Here is an 18,252-nt window from a genome sequence, read left to right on the forward strand (position 1 = left end):
TGAAATAGCCGCATATTCTACCCGTTATCTCCGGGCGCGCCAAACCACTGATGATACCAACGGGGTAAAATTTGATCCCGTAAGCGTTGGATTTGCCAGCCATGTTGCGAAAACGACACAGTGATTTGTCCAGATCGGGGCGTTGTTAACCAGAGATACCCCTCCTTTCTGTAACGGCGAGCCACCTTGTTCGAGGGCAGTCGCCACGCGTTATAGCGGGATGCGGACACCAGGGCGATGCGCCCACCCACGCGCTGCACCAGAGGGAGTGACGAAGAGGTATTACTGCCATGGTGCGGCACCTGGATAAGTGTAGACGCAAGATATTGCCAGTGATGACTGAGCATCGCTTTTTCTCCCTGCGCCTCAATATCCCCCGTTAACAACAGGCTATGGGTGCCGTCCTCAATTTTTACCACGCAGGAGCCGTTGTTGCCGCGCTGCGCTGCGGTGGCGAGAGGCCAGTGCGCGCTGAAGGTCAACCCCTGCCACTGCCAGCGCTCACCGCGAAAACAGGCTCTATGTCCCTCCTGGCGCAGCGGGCTGCGTATCCAGATCTTCGGCCACGCCTGACGTAGCGACGCCAGCCCGCCAATATGGTCCAGATGATCATGGCTGACAATCACCCCCTCCGGGCGTAGGTGGTGCCAGCGCAGCCAGGGAATAATCAGCTGTTGGGCGCTGTCCCCCCCCGACCATGCAGGCCCGGTGTCATATAAAATCGCTTTCCCCTGCCGCTCGATTACCACTGCCAGCCCCTGCCCGACATCCAGCATATGCACCGCCCACCCTTCCGTTTTGTTGGCCCGCCATAACGGACTGGCTGCCAGCACCAGTGCCGACACACAGACCGCCGGCCAGGTTCGTGTGCCGCGCATCCGCCAGGCGATAATGGCCCCCCAGGGCAGCAGGGTCAGCCACAGCCAGCGCTTATCGACAGGGATCCAACCGTCAGGCAGCGTGGTCAGGAAGCCAAACAGCAGCGACAGTGAGCCATCCGCCAGCGTCCAGACCTGGTGTTCTGCGAGCGGCCATATCCCAAGATGCAGCCACATCCCCAGCAGAATGAGCGGTACCGAGATAAAGGTCACCAGCGGTACTGCCACCAGGTTCGCAACCAGTGATGACAGGCTAAACCCGTGAAAGACCATCACCTGCACCGGCAGCAACAACAACAGCATGCCGAGCTGGAGATGCAGCAGATTAACCACCGTCTGGATCGCCCATGGCCCGGACAGACGGGGCCTGGGTACCCACTGATACCAGAAAATCAGCACCGCCACCGCAAAGGCCGACAGCAAAAGGCTATGGGATAACACCGCCAGCGGATCGACCAGCAGAATGGCGGCGATGCAAACCCGCCATATCTGCCATGGCGACCAGAGCCGGCCGCTCAACTGCAGCGCCAGATACGCACCCAGCGAGACGACGGTGCGCAGCGCGGGAGGCTGCAATCCGGTGAGCCAGGCGTAAAAAGCAGCAAAGCAGAACCCGGCCACCAGCGGAGCGCGCCAGCCTACCCAGCGCGCCGGAACGAAAAATTGTATGCCGCGTACCAGCAGCCAGATAACCGACGCCGCCAGCGCAATATGCAATCCTGAAATCGCCATCAGATGCGCCGTGCCCGTCTCCCGCATCAGATTTTTGATGTCGGGCGTCACCGCCAGTCGCTCCCCCATGCCCAGCCCCAGCAGAACCGGCCCCCAGGTATACGACGAGAGCGTATTCGTTAGCGTGGCAAGATACCGGGCGCGTAAACTGCAGCGGGCATCCATCACTTCTGCATGAGTAAAGCGCCCGGTTAGCGGCTGATGCTGTGCCAGCGCATAGCGCTGGGCATCAAATCCCCCGTCGTTGAGCTGACCGTGCACGGGCCGTAGCGCCAGGGTCATCTTCCAGCGTTGACCGGCACAGCCCGGCTGTGGCAGTGCGTTGCCATACAGCGTGACGCCTGGTGCGGGCAGCATCGCCCTGCCGTTAAGCCGGACAATGCGGGCCTGGTAGCTCGTGTCGCTTCCGGTCGCCAGGATCTCCACCTCAGCCTTCTGCGGACCGGTGGTCAGATGCTGCATCGGCCAGACGGCGCTCAGCGCGGCCAGCCCGCCCCAGGCAAAAAAGAGCAGCCAGAAGCCCAGATAGCGCGCAATCTGATGGCGTATTAAGGCCAGCAGGACGCCGGCAACAATCGTGGCCTGGATAACCGGCAGCGCCGGCAGCGCGGGCAACCAGAGCAGCGGTAAGATGGCCAGGATCAGACATGTCGCTAATGCAGACAAACACATTCACACCTCCCTGTATCAGAGCAGTGTGCGACGGGTCGTTGAGTCTGTCAGGTGCAGAAATGTGAGTTTGCAGCGCAGGCTGGCGGGAAATGATCGGTTTGCAGCAACCGGCAGCAAAACGTGCGGTGCTGGTTCAGGATCGGGGAAAACAGAAACAAAAAAAGCACCCGCAGGTGCTTTTCTTTTGGTGACTCAGTTTCGCCCGCAGGCCAGACTCAGTCGCCGTAAATATTGGCGCGATCGCGCAGTTCTTTACCCGGCTTAAAGTGCGGAACGTATTTACCTTCCAGCTCTACTTTGTCGCCAGTCTTCGGGTTACGCCCGGTGCGTGGAGCACGATAGTGCAGAGAAAAACTACCGAAACCGCGGATTTCAATGCGCTCGCCCTGTGCAAGAGTGGTCGCCATATGCTCCAGCATCTCTTTTACGGCATCTTCCACTGCTTTCGCAGGAATGTGCGATTGCTGGCTGGCAAGTCTTTCAATCAATTCTGACTTGGTCATGATTCCTCCGGTTCCTTCAAACCCATTAGCTAATCAGCTTAAACAAGGGCGGCCGTAGCCGCCCTTTGTTATTGATTACAGGACGAATCCTGCAATCTGTCAAGTTACTCTACGAGTAACTTATTCGCCTTTAGCTGCTTTGAAAGCTTCAGCCATTGCGTTGTTAGAGAAACCTGCATCTTCCTGTTTGTTAACAGTTGCGATTGCATCTTTCTCATCAGCTTCGTCTTTAGCACGAACAGACAGGCTGATTGCACGGTTTTTGCGGTCTACGCCGGTGAATTTAGCTTCAACGTCGTCGCCTACGCTCAGAACCAGAGTTGCATCTTCAACGCGGTCACGTGAAGCTTCAGAAGCGCGCAGGTAGCCTTCAACGCCGTCAGCCAGTTCTACGGTTGCGCCTTTCGCGTCAACTGCAGTCACTTTACCGTTTACGATTGCGCCTTTCTTGTTCAGTGCAACCCAGTTGTTGAACGGATCTTCTGCGAGCTGTTTAACGCCCAGAGAGATACGCTCACGCTCTGCGTCAACCTGCAGAACAACTGCTGCGATTTCGTCGCCTTTTTTGTATTCACGTACTGCTTCTTCGCCTGCAACGTTCCAGGAGATGTCAGACAGGTGAACCAGGCCGTCGATGCCGCCGTCCAGGCCGATGAAGATACCGAAGTCAGTGATAGACTTGATTTTACCTTCAACACGGTCGCCCTTGTTGTGGGTTTCCGCGAACTGCTGCCATGGGTTGTTTTTGCACTGCTTCAGGCCCAGGGAGATACGACGACGTTCTTCGTCGATATCCAGAACCATAACTTCCACTACATCACCAACGTTAACAACTTTGGATGGGTGGATGTTTTTGTTGGTCCAGTCCATTTCGGAAACGTGCACCAGGCCTTCAACGCCTTCTTCGATTTCAACGAAGCAGCCGTAGTCGGTCAGGTTGGTAACGCGACCAGTCAGTTTAGTACCTTCTGGGTAACGTTTAGCGATAGCAACCCATGGATCTTCGCCCAGCTGTTTCAGGCCGAGGGATACACGAGTACGCTCGCGGTCGAACTTCAGCACTTTAACAGTGATTTCGTCGCCCACGTTCACGATTTCGCTTGGGTGCTTAACGCGTTTCCACGCCATGTCGGTGATGTGCAGCAGGCCATCAACGCCGCCCAGGTCAACGAATGCGCCGTAGTCAGTGAGGTTCTTAACGATACCTTTGACTTCCATGCCTTCCTGCAGGTTTTCCAGCAGCTGATCGCGTTCTGCGCTGTTTTCGGATTCGATAACGGCACGACGGGAAACAACAACGTTGTTACGCTTCTGGTCAAGCTTGATGACTTTGAACTCAAGCTCTTTGCCTTCCAGGTGCAGGGTGTCACGAACTGGACGAACGTCTACCAGTGAACCTGGCAGGAACGCACGAATACCATTCAGCTCAACAGTGAAGCCACCTTTAACTTTGCCGTTGATAACACCGACTACAGTTTCAGCTTCTTCGTAAGCTTTTTCCAGCGTGATCCAAGCTTCGTGACGTTTAGCTTTCTCACGGGACAGCAGGGTTTCACCGAAGCCGTCTTCTACTGCATCCAGAGCAACGTCAACTTCGTCACCAACCTGGATTTCCAGCTCGCCCTGGGCGTTTTTGAACTGCTCTGCCGGAATGGCGGACTCAGATTTCAGACCGGCGTCAACCAGTACGATATCTTTGTCGATAGCAACAACAACACCACGAACGATGGAACCCGGACGGGTTTCGATTGTTTTTAAGGATTCTTCAAATAGTTGAGCAAAAGATTCAGTCATGTTTAATCTTCAGGTTAATATTAACGTCCACCTGGCTCCATGCCGGATGGGGTTGTTTCACATACCCGCCGTCAATCCATTGCAGCGGGGGTACTGCTAAATCTGTCGCGATTACGCGATTGCCAGTTTTTGGCGCGCATATTGTAGCGCTTTTTCAATCACTTGCTCAATAGTTAAACTGGTAGAATCCAGAACTAATGCATCATCTGCGGGAACAAGCGGCGCAACGGCGCGATTACGGTCGCGATCGTCGCGTTCTTTTATCTCGGACAAAAGACGTTCAAAGTTAACACTAAAGCCCTTTTCCTGCAACTGTAGCATGCGGCGCTGCGCACGCTCTTCCGAGGAAGCGTCAAGGAAAATTTTGACCGGCGCATCCGGGAAAACCACGGTGCCCATGTCGCGTCCGTCGGCGATCAGGCCCGGTGCATCGCGGAAGGCGCGCTGGCGGCGTAAAAGCGCCTCGCGAACGCGCGGGAACGCAGCGACCTGAGAGGCGGCATTCGCCACGTCCTGGGTGCGGATCTCACCGCTGACGTCTTCCCCTTCCAGAATCACTTCCAGATTGCCGTTGGTGGAGACAAAACGCACGTCCAGATGAGCGGCCAGCGGCACCAGCGCCTCTTCAGAAGCCACATCAACATGGTGATGCAGAGCAGCCAGCGCCAGCACACGATAGATTGCGCCCGAATCTAAAAGATGCCATTGCAATGCTTCCGCCATTGCTTTGCACAGAGTACCTTTCCCTGCACCACTCGGCCCGTCAATGGTGATAACCGGGGCAATTGCCGTCATCTTTTTCTCCTTAAAGTAGGCATACCGTTGTGTAAACGCCGCGCATTATACGCATCAACGTGCACAACTGTTACCTTTGCGTGCAAATTACGGAATGATTGAAGCTGAGTGTAGAAGAATTGGACGATGACAGCGTCATGAAGTGTAAGTAATTAAGTGCCGCATCGGGCGGTGCGGCAGAGGATCGTCAGGCAAGCGTACTGATACGCGCCAGCTGATCAAAATAGTCCGGGAAGGTTTTCGCGGTACATTTCGGATCGAGAATGGTAACCGGCGTATCCGACAGCGCCACCAGCGAGAAACACATTGCCATCCGGTGATCGTTATAGGTGCCAATTTCCGCTGCCTGCAGTTGGGCCGGTGGCGTCACGCGGATGTAGTCCTCGCCCTCTTCAACTTCGGCACCCACTTTGCGCAGTTCAGTGGCCATCGCGAACAGGCGATCGGTCTCTTTCACGCGCCAGTTGTAGATGTTGCGCATCGTGGTGGTGCCTTTGGCAAACAGCGCCGCCGTGGCAATGGTCATCGCCGCATCCGGGATATGGTTCATGTCCATATCGATGGCGTTCAGCTCCCCGCGGGTACAGGAGATAAAGTCATCGCCCCAGGTGACCACCGCGCCCATCTTCTCCAGCACATCGGCAAAGCGAATGTCGCCCTGCACGCTGTTACGGCCGATACCGGTCACTTTGACGGTGCCACCTTTAATGGCGCCCGCTGCCAGGAAGTAGGAGGCCGATGAGGCATCGCCTTCCACCAGGTAGTTACCCGGCGTCTGGTACTGTTGCCCACCGCGTACCACGAAACGCTGGTAGCTGTGGTTTTCAACCTCAACGCCAAAGGTCTTCATCAGGTGCAGGGTGATATCGATGTAAGGTTTGGAAACCAGCTCACCTTTGATGGTGATCGTGGTGTTCTGCGGCGCCAGCGGTGCGGTCATCAGCAGCGCGGTCAGGAACTGACTGGAGACGCTACCGTCCACCGCCACGTCGCCACCGGTAAAGCCACCGCGCAGGCGCAGCGGCGGATAGTTATCCTGCTCCAGATACTCAATCTGTGCTCCGCCCTGACGCAGCGCATCCACCAGGTGACCAATCGGGCGCTCTTTCATGCGCGGCTCGCCGGTCAGCACGATGTCGTTGCTGCCGAGACACAGGGCCGCCGCCAGCGGACGCATTGCCGTACCGGCATTACCGAGGAACAGCTCCAGCGCCTCAGCGGAGTGCAGGGCCCCGGCATTGCCGGTCACTTCGCAGCGGGTGCGATCGGTGGACAGGGTATAGTGGACTCCCAACGCTTTCAGCGCATTGAGCATATGGCGAACGTCATCGCTGTCCAGCAGGTTAGTGAGAACAGTGGTGCCGTTGGCCAGCGCTGCCAGCAGCAAGGCGCGGTTCGAGACACTTTTTGAACCAGGCAGATTGATGGTGCCATCTACCCGCGCGATAGGTTGTAACGTCAGGGATTCCATGAAACTTAACTCTCAATTCAACATAATAAAAACCCCGCAGCCTGGCCGCGGGGTAAACAGGGGCGCAATTAACCGTGGCGACGTTCGAAGTCAGTCATGAAGTCGGTCAGGGCCTGAACGCCTTCGAACGGCATGGCGTTATAAATAGATGCACGCATTCCGCCCACCACACGGTGGCCTTTCAGCGCGTGCAGACCTGCGGCGAAGGACTCTTCCAGGAACAGTTTATCGAGATTGCTGTCGGCCAGCTGGAACGGGATGTTCATGCGGGAGCGGTTAGCTTTGGCGACGTCATTGCGGTAGAAATCGCTGCCGTCGATCACGCTGTACAGCAGCTCAGATTTCTGCTGGTTAATCTTATCCATCTGCGCCACGCCGCCGTTGTTTCGCAGCCATTTAAAGACCAGGCCAGAGAGGTACCAGGCAAAGGTCGGCGGGGTGTTGAACATGGAGTCGTTATCGTTCAGCACGGTGTAATCCAGAATCGACGGGCAGGATTTGTGGGCTTTACCCAGCAGATCTTCACGCACGATCACCAGGGTCAGACCGGCCGGGCCGATGTTTTTCTGCGCGCCGGCGTAGATCACGCCATAGCGGCTGACATCCAGCGGGGCAGAGAGAATGGTAGAGGAGAAGTCCGCCGTCACCACTACGTTCTCGCCAAAATTGGGCTCTTCGTGGATAGCGATGCCGTCGATGGTTTCATTCGGGCAGTAGTGCAGGTAGGCTGCATCCCGGGAGAGCTGCCATTCGCTCATCGGCTTCACCGCGCGTAAACCGTCGACGGTGACTTTGGCATCGATCACGTTCGGGGAGCAATATTTGTGCGCTTCTTTTACTGCGCTGGCCGCCCAGTAACCGGCATCAACGTAGTCCGCGGTGGTTTTGTCACCCAAAAGGTTCAGCGGAATGCCCGCAAACTGACCGCGTCCGCCGCCGTGGCAGAATAATACTTTGTAATTTGAGGGGATATTTAGCAGGAAACGAAAATCTGCTTCTGCCTCTTCTGCTACCTGAATAAACTCTTTACCACGGTGGCTGACTTCCATCACCGAGGTGCCAAGACCGTTCCAGTCGCACAGCTCCTGTTGAGCCTGTTTGAGTACATCCGCCGGTAACATTGCCGGACCTGAACTAAAATTAAAGACCTGAGCCATTTCCCCTCACCACGCTAAAAGCCATAAGTTATAACTGTGGATATCGGTTTTATCATTCAGTGACACGCGCCGCAATGTCTAAAACTTATGACCCAGGAAATGTGCCCGCCGTCACACAATACATTCTGCCAGCGGGCTGTCACAAAACCGACAAAATGGCTGTCAGGTGATGCGTTTGGCCCGGCTAACCTTCGTCCATTCCGGATTCGTGCAGCGTGGACATAATTGATGCGCCCCGGCCTGTAGCATTTCAACATGACCACAACGTCGGCAGGCATAGTCGCCGACTTCCGGTATTGTCATAAAACGTTCAACAAATTCATCCGGCAATATGCACAGCCCGGGCTTAACCTGGTCATCGTCGTAAAAGTAGACGCTTATCTGCCCGTTGGTCTCCATAATGGCCAGCTTCACCTGCCCAAGCTGCTCGACGCTGCTCACCCGCAGTTCCATAAAGAACTCAAACTCGGTCATGTTGGCGCGCTTAACTTTTTCCCAGGCCAGCTTGCCCTCTTCGACAATGGCGACCGGTTTACCCTCAAGCAGATCTTCCAGCTTTTCACTTTTCGACATCAGCCACATCACCAGCCGGTAGAGCAACGCCAGGGTGACAAAAACGATAAAGACGGGGATCATCGGTACGTCGTCATAAAACGCCACGTCACCCGCCGCCGACCCCAGCGTCAGAATGATTAACACTTCGAAGAGCGACATCTGACGCACGCCGCGCCGCCCGGTAAGTTTGAGGAACAGGAAAACCAGTACAAAGGTATAGAGACTTCGCAGCGCGACCTCGCCTAAAAACTCAACGGGTACTTTATCAAAGGCCATTCGTTGAAGATCGAATGCTTTCATTTTTTTATATTCCTTTACAGTAGGTTACTGAATATAAGCATAGCCCAGCCTTTTATTTTCGCCGAAACCGCCGGGGAGATAGCGCCTGCCATGTAAAACCCGTATCATTGCGCGCTTTCCGTACGATATAAGTGATCGCCATGACTCAAACGTTTATCCCCGGCAAAGACGCCGCCCTGGAAGATTCCATCGCTCGCTTCCAGCAAAAACTGACCGACCTGGGCTTTAATATCGAAGAAGCCTCCTGGCTTAACCCGGTCCCTCACGTCTGGTCTGTGCATATTCGCGATAAAGAGTGCGCGCTGTGCTTTACCAACGGCAAAGGTGCCACCAAAAAAGCGGCACTGGCCTCTGCGCTGGGTGAGTATTTTGAGCGTCTGTCCACCAACTATTTCTTTGCCGATTTCTGGCTGGGCGACACCGTGGCGAATGGCCCGTTTGTTCACTATCCAAATGAAAAATGGTTCCCGCTGACGGAAGACGACGAACTGCCGGAAGGGATCCTCGACGATCGCCTGCGCGCGTTTTACGATCTGGACAATCAACTGACCGCCAGCATGCTGATCGATCTGCAGTCAGGTAATGAAGATCGCGGTATCTGCGCCCTGCCGTTTACCCGTCAGTCTGATGAGCAAACCGTCTATATTCCGATGAACATCATCGGTAACCTGTATGTCTCCAACGGCATGTCCGCCGGTAACACCCGCAACGAAGCGCGTGTTCAGGGCCTGTCCGAGGTGTTTGAGCGTCATATTAAGAACCGCATTATCGCGGAATCCATCAGCCTACCGGAGATCCCGGCTGACGTGCTGGCCCGCTACCCGGGCGTGGTGGAGTCTATCGCCAAACTGGAAGCCGAAGGTTTCCCAATCTTTGCCTATGACGGCTCCCTGGGCGGTAAGTACCCGGTGATCTGCGTGGTACTGTTCAACCCGGCGAACGGCACCTGCTTCGCCTCCTTCGGCGCGCACCCGGACTTTGGCGTAGCGCTGGAGCGTACCGTCACCGAGCTGCTGCAGGGTCGTAGCCTGAAAGATCTCGACGTGTTCACCCCGCCGACCTTTGATGACGAAGAAGTGGCTGAGCACGCCAACCTGGAGACGCACTTCATCGACTCCAGCGGCTCTATCTCCTGGGATATGTTCAAGCAGGACGCGGATTATCCGTTTGTTGACTGGAGCTTCGCCGGCACCACGGAAGAGGAGTTTGCCACCCTGATGGCGATCTTCACTGCCGAAGGCCAGGAAGTGTACATCGCGGATTACGAGCACCTCAGCGTCTATGCCTGCCGTATTCTGGTCCCGGGCATGTCCGATATCTATCCGGTGGAAGATCTGTGGCTGGCGAATAACAGCATGGGTGCGCACCTGCGCGAAACCCTGCTGGCCCTGCCGGAGAGCGCGTGGGAGAAAGAAGACTATCTGAACCTCATCACCCAGCTGGACGACGAAGGCCACGACGACTTTACCCGCGTGCGCGAGCTGCTGGGCCTGGCGACAGGCAAAGACAACGGCTGGTACACCCTGCGTATCGGTGAGCTGAAGGCGATGCTGGCACTGGCGGGCGGCGACCTTGAACAGGCGCTGATCTGGACCGAGTGGACCATCGAATTTAACGCCTCGATATTCAGCGCAGAGCGTGCGAACTACTACCGTTGCCTGCAGACGCTGCTGTTGCTGTCCCAGGAAGAGGATCGTCAGCCGCTGCAGTATCTGAACGCCTTTACCCGCATGTACGGTGCCGAAGCGGTCGAGAGCGCCAGCGCGGCCCTGAGCGGCGAAGCGCCATTCCACGGCCTGCAGGCGGTGGATAGCGATCTGAAAGCCTTCCCTGCTCACCAGTCGTTGCTGAAGGCCTATGAGAAATTGCAGAAGGCCAAAAGCGCTTTTTGGGCTAAATAACGTTACATAACATTACAGATAGTAGGCGTATACAGTCGCCTACGTTATATTACGGGGCAATTTTATTGCCCCGTTTTTTATTTCTACGGCAATAAATTTTAATTGTAATAATAAGGTTAAATATTGGTAGCTATAATAATGGCGAACTGACGGTTATTGTTACTTTTTATATGAAATACTCCATTATAATTAACTGTCCGGGAGAGCGTCGTAAGAAAAAAATCAAATCATTTTGTAAGTTTTAAAATTTATTTTTATACGGATAATCAAATACTTACTCCGCATTTGCCGAAAAACCACGCACTTTGCGGGCCTATAAGCCAGGCGAGATATGATCTACATCAATTTCTCTTCTATAATGCTTTGTTAGTATCTCGTCGCCGACTTAATAAAGAGAGAGTTAGTGTGAAAGCTGACAACCCTTTTGATCTTTTACTCCCAGCTGCCATGGCGAAAGTTGCCGAAGAAGCGGGTGTCTATAAAGCAACGAAACAACCGATGACGACGTTCTTCCTGGCCATCACTGCCGGGGTGTTCATCTCCATTGCCTTTGTTTTCTATATCACCGCCACCACCGGTACTGCCGGGATGCCTTTCGGTATCGCCAAGCTTATCGGCGGCATCTGTTTCTCACTGGGTTTGATCCTGTGCGTTATCTGCGGCGCTGACCTCTTTACCTCTACGGTGCTTATCGTCGTCGCGAAAGCCAGCGGTAAGATTACCTGGGGCCAACTGGCAAAAAACTGGCTCAACGTTTACGTCGGAAACCTGATTGGCTGCCTGCTGTTTGTCCTGCTGATGTGGTTGTCGGGTGAATATATGACCGCCAACGGCGCGTGGGGGCTTAATGTCCTGCAGACCGCTGACCACAAAGTACATCACACATTTATTGAAGCCGTTGCGCTTGGCATTCTCGCCAACCTGATGGTCTGCCTGGCCGTCTGGATGAGCTACTCCGGACGCAGCCTGATGGACAAAGCGATGATCATGGTTCTGCCAGTCGCCATGTTCGTTGCCAGCGGCTTTGAACACAGTATTGCAAACATGTTTATGATCCCTTTCGGTATCGTAATCCGTGATTTTGCCAGCCCGGAGTTCTGGACCGCAGTAGGTTCCAGCCCGGAAAGTTTCTCTCACCTGACCGTTATGAACTTCATTACTGATAACCTGATCCCAGTCACAATCGGGAACATTATTGGCGGTGGTCTGCTGGTTGGGTTGACATACTGGGTCATTTACCTGCGTGGCGATAACCATCATTAATGGTTTTCTCAGGCAGTAAATAAAAAATCCACTTAAGAAGGTAGGTGTTACATGTCCGAACTTAATGAAAAGTTAGCCACAGCATGGGAAGGTTTTGCCAAAGGTGATTGGCAGAATGAAGTCAACGTTCGTGACTTCATCCAGAAAAACTACACTCCATATGAAGGTGACGAATCCTTCCTGGCCGGTGCTACCGACGCAACCACTGCCCTGTGGGACAGCGTTATGGAAGGCGTTAAGCAGGAAAACCGCACTCACGCGCCTGTTGATTTCGACACCTCCATCGCGTCTACCATTACTTCTCACGACGCAGGTTATATCAACAAATCCCTCGAGAAGATTGTTGGTCTGCAAACTGAAGCGCCACTGAAACGTGCGATTATCCCGTTCGGTGGTATCAAAATGGTTGAAGGTTCCTGCAAAGCGTACGATCGCGAGCTGGACCCAATGCTGAAGAAAATCTTCACCGAATACCGCAAAACCCACAACCAGGGCGTGTTTGACGTTTACACCAAAGACATCCTGAACTGCCGTAAATCAGGCGTCCTGACCGGTCTGCCAGATGCGTATGGCCGTGGCCGTATCATCGGTGACTACCGTCGCGTTGCGCTGTACGGTATCGACTTCCTGCTGAAAGACAAATATGCACAGTTCCTGTCCCTGCAGTCTGACATGGAAAATGGCGTAAACCTGGAAGCGACTATCCGTCTGCGTGAAGAGATCTCCGAACAGCACCGTGCGCTGGGTCAGATCAAAGAGATGGCGGCTAAATACGGCTACGACATCTCCGGTCCTGCGACCAACGCTCAGGAAGCTATCCAGTGGACCTACTTCGGTTACCTGGCGGCGGTTAAATCTCAGAACGGTGCGGCAATGTCCTTCGGTCGTGTATCCACCTTCCTGGATGCCTACATCGAACGTGACCTGAAAGCAGGCAAAATCAACGAGCTCGAAGCACAGGAAATGATTGACCACCTGGTCATGAAACTGCGTATGGTTCGCTTCCTGCGTACCCCTGAGTATGATGAACTGTTCTCCGGTGACCCAATCTGGGCAACTGAATCTATCGCCGGTATGGGCGTAGATGGCCGTACCCTGGTGACCAAAAGCAGCTTCCGTTTCCTGAACACCCTGTACACCATGGGGCCGTCTCCGGAGCCGAACATCACTATTCTGTGGTCTGAAAAACTGCCACTGAACTTCAAGAAATTTGCCGCTAAAGTGTCCATCGACACCTCTTCTCTGCAGTACGAGAACGATGACCTGATGCGTCCTGACTTCAACAACGACGACTATGCGATCGCTTGCTGCGTAAGCCCAATGGTTGTTGGTAAGCAAATGCAGTTCTTCGGTGCTCGCGCTAACCTCGCGAAAACCATGCTGTATGCTATCAACGGCGGCGTTGATGAAAAACTGAAAATCCAGGTTGGTCCTAAATCTGAACCAATCAAAGGCGATCTGCTGAACTTCGACGAAGTGATGGAACGTATGGATCACTTCATGGACTGGCTGGCTAAACAGTACGTTACCGCACTGAACGTCATCCACTATATGCACGACAAGTACAGCTACGAAGCCTCTCTGATGGCGCTGCACGACCGTGACGTTGTTCGCACCATGGCATGTGGTATCGCAGGTCTGTCCGTTGCTGCTGACTCCCTGTCCGCTATCAAATATGCGAAAGTTAAACCAATTCGTGACGAAGACGGCCTGGCTGTAGACTTCGAAATCGACGGCGAATACCCGCAGTTTGGTAACAACGACGCTCGCGTTGATGACATGGCGGTTGACCTGGTAGAACGTTTCATGAAGAAAATTCAGAAACTGACCACCTACCGTAACGCTATCCCGACTCAGTCTGTTCTGACCATCACCTCTAACGTAGTTTATGGTAAGAAAACCGGTAACACCCCAGACGGTCGTCGTGCTGGCGCACCATTCGGACCAGGTGCTAACCCAATGCACGGCCGTGACCAGAAAGGTGCTGTTGCCTCTCTGACCTCCGTTGCTAAACTGCCGTTTGCTTACGCGAAAGATGGTATCTCTTACACCTTCTCTATCGTGCCAAATGCGCTGGGTAAAGACGACGAAGTGCGTAAAACCAACCTCGCGGGTCTGATGGATGGTTACTTCCACCACGAAGCGTCCATCGAAGGTGGTCAGCACCTGAACGTGAACGTCATGAACCGTGAAATGCTGCTCGATGCGATGGAACACCCTGAGAAATATCCTCAGCTGACCATCCGTGTTTCTGGCTACGCAGTACGTTTCAACTCGCTGACTAAAGAACAGCAGAAAGACGTTATTACCCGTACTTTCACTCAGTCCATGTAAGTGGATTTGACTGAAATGACGCCGTAAAACGCGTACAATAAAGGCTCCACGCAAGTGGGGCCTTTTTAACACCTCCCGTACCGCAGTCTCTTTTGCCCGCTATCTATAATGAATGGATAACAGCCAAAACAGACTCGACACAGCCGCTTGAGTTGTGCGTATACACAGGCCCCGGACGGGCCGAATCTGGAGATATCACCGCAATGTCAACTATTGGTCGCATTCACTCCTTTGAGTCCTGTGGCACCGTCGATGGCCCGGGCATCCGCTTTATTACCTTCTTCCAGGGCTGCCTGATGCGCTGCCTGTACTGTCATAACCGCGACACCTGGGACACCCACGGCGGCAAAGAAGTCACCGTTGATGAGTTAATGAAAGAGGTGGTGACCTACCGCCACTTTATGAACGCCTCCGGCGGCGGCGTGACCGCTTCCGGCGGGGAAGCGATCCTCCAGGCAGAGTTTGTCCGCGACTGGTTCCGTGCCTGTCGTAAAGAGAGCATTCATACCTGCCTGGATACCAACGGCTTTGTCCGTCGCTACGATCCGGTGATTGATGAGTTGCTGGAAGTGACCGACCTGGTGATGCTGGATCTCAAGCAGATGAACGATGAAATCCACCAGAATCTGGTCGGCGTCTCTAATCATCGCACCCTCGAGTTCGCGAAATACATTTCGGGTAAAGGCATTAAAACCTGGATCCGTTATGTCGTCGTGCCGGGCTGGTCAGATGATGACGATTCTGCTCACCGCCTGGGTGAGTTCACGCGTGATATGGGCAACGTTGAAAAAATTGAATTACTGCCGTATCACGAGCTGGGCAAACACAAATGGGTGGCGATGGGCGAAGAGTATAAGCTCGATGGTGTTAAGCCGCCGAAGAAAGAGACCATGGAACGCGTAAAAGGCATTCTGGAACAGTACGGTCACAAAGTTATGTATTAATAAAACGCCCGGTAAAAGCCGGGCGTTTTGTTGTCTAGTTAAAGACGCCATTAATAATGGTGGTCACAATCGCAGTACTCAGCGCAATTAAGACCAGATCTTTTCCGACCACCCGCCATTCATAGCCCGGATAAGAAGGTAATTGACCTAACATCGATGCCGGAACGGTCTTCTTCGCGATGCCCGGAGGCAGCGGTTTACCACGTGCCAGGTTTTTCGCAATCCCCGGCGGCAGAGAATCATAACCCGTTAAACCGTAATTCAACGCCAGATGACGGGCATGGTCATAACTGACGCGTGCATCGACATCGTCTTTAACGCTCTTATTTGATTTGCCTGAATTCTGGTGACCATTATTTTGTTTATGGTCCTGGTTACCGGAATTGCCATTACCATGATTGCCGCTATTACCTTGCCCGTTGCCGTGGCCATTTCCATTTCCATTTCCGTTTCCATTGCCCGGATTAGCCATAGCGGGTGCCGTTGCCAGGCTTAAAGACAATACTACTGCCAGCGCTGTAGGGGTAAAACGACGAGTAGACATGATCGCTGCCTTATAGTGATAAACACATCCGAATTATCACCCGGCGCGATAAACATACAATGCGTAAAACTCTCAGATGTGACAGAGACAAAAAAGCCTGTCGGCGACAGGCTTTTATTTATTCAGGCATGCGCCACCGGCGTGGGATGTTCGCCCACTTTACGCAGAAGCATTAACAGATAAATAAATGACACGCTGGCGATCATAATAAACAGCAAATTGTCAGAATAGTTCTGCATCAGCATCGCGGTAAAAGTCGGCCCCAGCAAGCTGCCAATGGTATAGCTCAGCAACAGCGCCTGGTTCATCGCCACCAGCTGATGGTGCTCGACTTTCTCACAGGCCCAGGCCATCGCCACCGGATAGAGGGTAAAGCCCGCGGCACCCAGGATAAACAGCGCCGGCGCCATGGCAGCATTGCTGAGCATGGCAACACAGCCCATGATCACCACAAAGACCTGCACGCGCAGCACCAGCAGGCGCCCAAAGCGGTCGGCAAGACGGCCAATCGGCCACTGCCCGACAATCCCGGCGCTGACCATCACCGCCATCCAGAAACCAATTCCGGAATCGCTGACTCCCTGATGGTTCAGATAGAGCGGCATCAGGCCATACAGCGAGCCCAGCACAATCCCGGAAATAATACAGCCGTTAACCCCCAGACGCGCCTGACGCAATCTGAGCATCGGCCAGATGTGGGTCGCCTCCTGATGCTCGCTGCTCTGGTTCACAATATGCGTAAAGAGCAGTGGCAGAATGGCAGCCAGCACCATGCCGGTCACCCACGGCAGGACGCTCATCAGGTCGGTTGGCAGTTTGCTGACCATCAGCTGACCCAGCACGGTGCCAACGTAATAGACCATCATATAGGCCGCCAGCAGACGCCCCCGGTTGCGGGAGGTACCGCTGCACATCAGGGCGCTTTCCACCACCACCCAGATCATGGCGCAGCCGACGCCGGCGATAAAGCGCCAGACCATCCAGCTCCAGAAACCAACCATCAGCCCTAACCCGGCACAGCCGACGGCAAAAATAAGCGAGGCCAGATAATAGCTGCGATTAAAACCAAAACGTTTAATCAGGCTTCCCGTCATCAAGGTGCCCAACAGATTTCCGGTAAAAAAGGACGAGCTGACCATACCCACCTGCCAGGTAGGTAAGTTTTCATGGGCGAGCCACAGCGGGACGAGTGTGTTTAACACCGCGATCGCCAGGGTCAGCAAAAGCAGGCCACAGAGCAACAGGAGCACTGGCCGGGTATAGGTCGACATGGATTAAAAACCGTGAGGAAGTTCAGATTTCGTGCGCATCATGCCACTGGCAAAAACAAAGTCAATCCACCCGATTGTGCCGCACGCACAATATGTTCCCTGTCGATTGAAAAAACTCATCCTGCTAATGCAAAGTCCGCTATCAATATAATTTATGTGTTTGTTTTTGTTTATTTAGGTTCAAAATTAAAGCCAAACGACAGTTGAAAAATTTCATGATTGAAAAAAGAAAAGCCGGGCACTAAGTCCCGGCTTTATATAACAATCATCAGTGTTAACTGGCGACAGCCATTCCAACCGTCATATGCAGACCGTAAAACACCCCGCGGCCAATCAACTCACCCGCCAGCACCAGCAAAAATGCCAGCGACAGCAGCGGGAGCGCAGGTTGATAACCTTTCAGCTGCGGCACGATCCAGCACACCAGCGCGGCCGCCAGCAGCACCACACGCCAGGCCATCAGCGAGCCATAATCGGGCACCAGGGCCGAGGCCTGCTGAATGGAACTGTGAATGGTCGCCAGCTCCGCCCCCTGCACCAGGGCCACGACCGTACTCACCGCCAGCGCCAGCAGCGTCACGGCGGGCAGTAAACGCATTGCCCAGCCGTCAACGCCCGCCACGCGCAGGAGCAGGAAGCCAAGCAGCGGGCCGCCGATAAACAGGGTCAGGAAGAAGCTCATCGGCGTCCAGACGCTGTACCAGGTCGGGACCGTGTCGATGGTGTTATAGACCCGCACCATCATCCAGACGAACACCACGCCCAACACCATGGTCACAATCAGCCACAGAGTGCGTAAGCCTGCCGGCAGTTTTTTCAGCACCGCCAGCAGCCAGCCCAGGCCCCCGACCGCAAAGAAGATCGCCCCGCTGGCGATCTCGTTGCTGAGGGAAGACGCCCCTACACGATTCAGAGAGTTGAACGCGCGCATAGGCGAACCGAGGTGCAGCGTGGAGGCAATAAAGCCTATCCCCATCAGCACCCACAGACCAAACATGCTCAACACCAGCCGCTGCTGTTGCTCCCTGTTCAGATCGCCTTTTAACAACGCTAGGGCGAGAACGATAAAACCGCCCGCCACACACTGTCCGAAAACCGTAAAAATCATTAACGGCCATTCATGCCATCCGCTTCCCAT

The 18,252-nt window shown here is 54.2% G+C and carries 14 protein-coding genes; 4 read left to right on the plus strand and 10 right to left on the minus strand.

Annotation, left to right across the window (positions count from 1 at the left end; genetic code table 11):
* Window positions 1-17 precede the first annotated feature (17 nt).
* The 7 genes from M8318_RS18090 to M8318_RS18120 form a co-directional block, all read right to left on the minus strand.
* Window positions 18-2,282, minus strand: coding sequence for a ComEC family protein (locus tag M8318_RS18090; protein WP_262663815.1), 2,265 nt, complete (start codon window positions 2,280-2,282; stop codon window positions 18-20).
* Window positions 2,283-2,497: 215 nt separating this feature from the next.
* The gene (gene ihfB / locus M8318_RS18095) at window positions 2,498-2,785 is read right to left on the minus strand and encodes an integration host factor subunit beta (RefSeq protein ID WP_032617358.1); all 288 of its coding nucleotides are present in this window, start codon (window positions 2,783-2,785) and stop codon (window positions 2,498-2,500) included.
* Between the two features lie 120 nt (window positions 2,786-2,905).
* Window positions 2,906-4,579 (minus strand): 30S ribosomal protein S1, encoded by a 1,674-nt coding sequence (gene rpsA, locus M8318_RS18100; protein WP_100776997.1) that lies wholly within the window; start codon window positions 4,577-4,579, stop codon window positions 2,906-2,908.
* A gap of 111 nt (window positions 4,580-4,690) precedes the next feature.
* Entirely contained in the window at window positions 4,691-5,374 is a 684-nt protein-coding gene (gene cmk, locus M8318_RS18105) for a (d)CMP kinase (protein WP_032617356.1), read from the minus strand.
* Between the two features lie 187 nt (window positions 5,375-5,561).
* Complete coding sequence (gene aroA, locus M8318_RS18110; RefSeq protein ID WP_262663816.1) at window positions 5,562-6,845, minus strand: 3-phosphoshikimate 1-carboxyvinyltransferase; 1,284 nt, start codon at window positions 6,843-6,845, stop codon at window positions 5,562-5,564.
* A gap of 68 nt (window positions 6,846-6,913) precedes the next feature.
* Window positions 6,914-8,002 carry a 3-phosphoserine/phosphohydroxythreonine transaminase gene (gene serC / locus M8318_RS18115; RefSeq protein WP_262663817.1) on the minus strand — a complete coding sequence of 363 codons (1,089 nt, stop codon included), beginning with the start codon at window positions 8,000-8,002 and terminating at the stop codon, window positions 6,914-6,916.
* Between the two features lie 162 nt (window positions 8,003-8,164).
* Entirely contained in the window at window positions 8,165-8,857 is a 693-nt protein-coding gene (locus M8318_RS18120; protein ID WP_166182022.1) for a DUF421 domain-containing protein, read from the minus strand.
* 140 nt (window positions 8,858-8,997) lie between these two features.
* On the opposite strand from M8318_RS18120, the gene ycaO reads away from it, so the two are divergent.
* The 4 genes from ycaO (at window position 8,998) to pflA (ending at window position 15,299) form a co-directional block, all read left to right on the plus strand.
* Complete coding sequence (ycaO, locus tag M8318_RS18125; protein ID WP_262663818.1) at window positions 8,998-10,758, plus strand: 30S ribosomal protein S12 methylthiotransferase accessory factor YcaO; 1,761 nt, start codon at window positions 8,998-9,000, stop codon at window positions 10,756-10,758.
* Window positions 10,759-11,163: 405 nt separating this feature from the next.
* Entirely contained in the window at window positions 11,164-12,021 is an 858-nt protein-coding gene (gene focA / locus M8318_RS18130; protein ID WP_262663819.1) for a formate transporter FocA, read from the plus strand.
* Between the two features lie 51 nt (window positions 12,022-12,072).
* Entirely contained in the window at window positions 12,073-14,355 is a 2,283-nt protein-coding gene (gene pflB, locus M8318_RS18135; RefSeq protein WP_262663820.1) for a formate C-acetyltransferase, read from the plus strand.
* A 203-nt stretch (window positions 14,356-14,558) separates the two neighbouring features.
* Window positions 14,559-15,299 (plus strand): pyruvate formate lyase 1-activating protein, encoded by a 741-nt coding sequence (pflA, locus tag M8318_RS18140; protein WP_262663821.1) that lies wholly within the window; start codon window positions 14,559-14,561, stop codon window positions 15,297-15,299.
* A gap of 34 nt (window positions 15,300-15,333) precedes the next feature.
* On the opposite strand, the gene M8318_RS18145 is transcribed toward pflA, so the two are convergent.
* From M8318_RS18145 to M8318_RS18155, 3 genes are all read right to left on the minus strand, one after another.
* The gene (locus M8318_RS18145) at window positions 15,334-15,843 is read right to left on the minus strand and encodes an anti-virulence regulator CigR family protein (protein WP_262663822.1); all 510 of its coding nucleotides are present in this window, start codon (window positions 15,841-15,843) and stop codon (window positions 15,334-15,336) included.
* 122 nt (window positions 15,844-15,965) lie between these two features.
* The gene (locus tag M8318_RS18150) at window positions 15,966-17,114 is read right to left on the minus strand and encodes an MFS transporter (RefSeq protein WP_262663824.1); all 1,149 of its coding nucleotides are present in this window, start codon (window positions 17,112-17,114) and stop codon (window positions 15,966-15,968) included.
* Between the two features lie 274 nt (window positions 17,115-17,388).
* Entirely contained in the window at window positions 17,389-18,252 is an 864-nt protein-coding gene (locus tag M8318_RS18155) for a dimethyl sulfoxide reductase anchor subunit family protein (protein WP_261642567.1), read from the minus strand.

Origin of the sequence: Leclercia tamurae (genome assembly GCF_025566055.1) — a bacterium.
GTDB lineage: Bacteria > Pseudomonadota > Gammaproteobacteria > Enterobacterales > Enterobacteriaceae > Enterobacter > Enterobacter tamurae.